Genomic DNA, 2,953 nt, shown 5'->3' with positions numbered 1-2,953 from the left:
GTTTTGTAATGTATATCCGTTTTATCAAGAAGCCTGTTAGGCTTTTTATTTTGAAAAAATACACATAAAAACCGCTAAACAAACGTTTAGCGGTTTTTATGTGCGTATTTTATTGATCAAATTTTGACGTTGTGTCTCTTCACACCAACAAATGACAATTATTCTTCGTAAATATCGTTCGTATCACCACGATTGTTGACGATTTTAGCTTCCATGTATGGGACAGTCACATGACCATGGTTGGGGTCATTGTAAGACTTGGTTCCATCACCAATCCCTGATACAGTGATGAGATCGTCTTCTAAAATACTTGCGTTTTTAAGTAAGTGGCGATCGATTTCAACGATCATCACGTGATCCTCATTATTATCAACGGCAATTGGCACTTCAATTTCATCATCTTCGACATTGATCACTTGCAAAACGCGACCAGTGAATTTTAACTTCTTGTCATCGAATTGCTCAGGATTACGCGCAACTTGGTTGTAAGTGATCTTTGATTGGTACGCTTTAGGATCTTGGTCGTGTGCATCACGTTTTGATTGTGCAATCATTGTTACGACTAACGCACTCAAGAAGGCGAGTGCGACGACAAAAGCAATCATAACCGTGCGTAAACGGATCGACCCTTGACGCTTGCGAATTTTATCAATGACGTAAATTACCAACAAAACGATAAATGCGATTGCCGCAATTAGAGATAGTATGGAAAAAATTTCTGTCATCTCATGACTCCCTAAAGCCTTTTTATGTGGATGCTCAGCACATGTTGCGCTTATTTGAGCGACTGCATGGTCCAATATGTACGCCCACTTGGGCATGACGCAAACGTCGGGTTATTGTGTTTGCTTTGTTTGGTAGGCTGTTGGCTGTGTTTCAGCAGCATCCATAATGGCTGCCCCGATAATCCCAGCAAAAAAGACAAAAACGACAAAGAAAGCAATAATAAGTGTCCGTAGATTAATTGCACTTGGTCGTTTGTTGATTTTATCAACGAAAAAAACAACTAATAACAACATAAAGATTAATGTTGCTATCAGCCAAAGAATGCATAAAATTTCAGCCATTTTTTCTCCCCCAAAAACCTTTTACTGTGATTGTTTAGCACATGATGTGTTGATCTACCGCATGATGTTGCAAATTTACAACGGACAAAGTGATTTTTTCCATAAAATATATTAAATGAGTTTTAGGTGTCAGTCAACCGAATTGTATCATATTTATCGGTTTTATCAAGCGAATTGCTAAACGTTTGCATGTTGGAAGTTGGGACATCTGGGGCTAGGGGTTCTTTTGTGACGTGATTTTTGATACACTTAATAAGCATTTATCAAAAATCAACGGCTTCCCGTTGGACTGGTTCGAAAACTTCCCAGTGATAAAAAACCAAGAACCCTTGAAAGGTAGGAGAGATAATGCAAAAACATCAAGTGATTATCGATGCTGATCCTGGCATTGATGATAGCCTCGCGTTACTGGTGGCGTTGCAGTCGCCAATGATTGAAGTCATTGGGATTTCAATTGTCGCTGGTAACGTCCCAACTGAGATTGGCATCGCCAATGCGCTAAAAGTCTTGCGTGAAGTCGATCGGTTAGATATCCCAGTCTTTGCTGGGGCCACGACCCCTTGGACCCATGAATATGTGAGTGCCCAAGATACTCACGGAATTGATGGCATGGGCGACAGCCAAATGCCACCAGTTACTGACGTGAGCGCTTCACCATTAGATGCGCAAGCAGGGTATGAAGCTTTGTTACAAGCACACGATGACGTTTGGTTTATGGCGTTAGGGCCATTAACCAACGTCGCGCAGTCGCTGAAAACGCAACCAGAACTTTGGTCCCATGTTTCACGTTTGATTGTGATGGGTGGGGCCTATCAAACCAATGGGAATACCTCCCCAGTTGCTGAATACAATTTTTGGGTGGATCCCGATGCGGCCGATTATGTTTTCCAAAATAGTCCGCTGATGATTGAATTGGTGCCGCTAGACGTGACCCGTAAAATTGTGATGACGCCCAATATTTTGCAAATGATGCATTATTTGGATGCTGATAAATCAGCCTTTGTTGAACAAATTTTGCCATTTTACTTTGATTTTCATTGGGCGCAAGAACATGTTTTGGGGGCGGTGATTAACGATCCGTTGGTCATTGTTTACGCCTTACACCCTGAACTGGCAACAGCCATCGAAAAATATGTGACGGTGGTAACCTCAGGCGTCGCCTTGGGGCAAAGTATTGTGGACGGGGCCGACTTTTGGCAGCGACCAGCAAATGCGAAAATTTTACAACAAATTGACGCTAAACAGGCAATGGCCTATATTGTGGGTGGCTTATTAACACGCGATGTGACAACAATTGAAAAAGAGCTTGATAACATCGCCACAGATTTGGAGCGATTATCATGACAAAACAGTTTTCAGCACAAAAAATTGCCCTCATTGCGCTTTTTATTGTGATTAACATTGTGGGTGGCCATTTGGCCCTTTATACACGGCTACCAGTTTATTTAGATACAATTGGGACCTTGTTAGGCAGTGCGTTCTTTGGACCAATTGGTGGTGTGATTACAGGTGTCTTAACAGCCCTGATTAACGGCGCAACTGGCGACTTATTCTCGATTTATTACATGCCGAGTCAAATTACCGTGGCCTTAATGGCTGGTCTGGTCTATAAAAAGTTCAAGCCAACCGATATCAAAAATATTTGGTGGTTGGCTTTGGTTATTTCGTTGCCAGCAACGATTGTCAGCACGATAATTACCGTCATGCTCTTTCATGGCATTACGTCATCAGGGTCAAGTATGATTGTCCAAGTGCTGCATGGCATGGGCATTAATGAAGTCGTCGCAGTCTTTTTGGTTCAAGTGGGGACAGATTACCTTGATCGCTTGATCGGTGTTTATGTGGTAGCGATTGTTTATCCAGTCATTCATCGCTATATTAAATAA

Annotated in this window: 4 protein-coding genes and 1 riboswitch; of the genes, 2 read left to right on the top strand and 2 right to left on the bottom strand. The window is 41.9% G+C overall.

Annotated features, from left to right (window positions below; genetic code table 11):
* Window positions 1-158: 158 nt before the first annotated feature.
* Complete coding sequence (locus tag ACW12G_RS07315) at window positions 159-725, bottom strand: hypothetical protein (protein ID WP_455647643.1); 567 nt, start codon at window positions 723-725, stop codon at window positions 159-161.
* Window positions 726-836: 111 nt separating this feature from the next.
* Complete coding sequence (locus ACW12G_RS07310) at window positions 837-1,067, bottom strand: hypothetical protein (protein WP_029509299.1); 231 nt, start codon at window positions 1,065-1,067, stop codon at window positions 837-839.
* A gap of 283 nt (window positions 1,068-1,350) precedes the next feature.
* Window positions 1,351-1,396, top strand: a riboswitch (PreQ1 riboswitch).
* Window positions 1,397-1,415: 19 nt separating this feature from the next.
* Here ACW12G_RS07310 and ACW12G_RS07305 point away from each other — a divergent pair.
* Window positions 1,416-2,411 carry a nucleoside hydrolase gene (locus ACW12G_RS07305; RefSeq protein WP_455647642.1) on the top strand — a complete coding sequence of 332 codons (996 nt, stop codon included), beginning with the start codon at window positions 1,416-1,418 and terminating at the stop codon, window positions 2,409-2,411.
* Complete coding sequence (locus ACW12G_RS07300) at window positions 2,408-2,953, top strand: ECF transporter S component (protein WP_029509301.1); 546 nt, start codon at window positions 2,408-2,410, stop codon at window positions 2,951-2,953. The genes ACW12G_RS07305 and ACW12G_RS07300 overlap by 4 nt, the downstream gene beginning before the upstream one ends.

This window comes from Leuconostoc sp. (genome assembly GCF_965300815.1).
The sequence above is the reverse complement of the archived record's forward strand: the minus strand, read 5'-3'. Positions and strand labels throughout refer to the sequence as shown.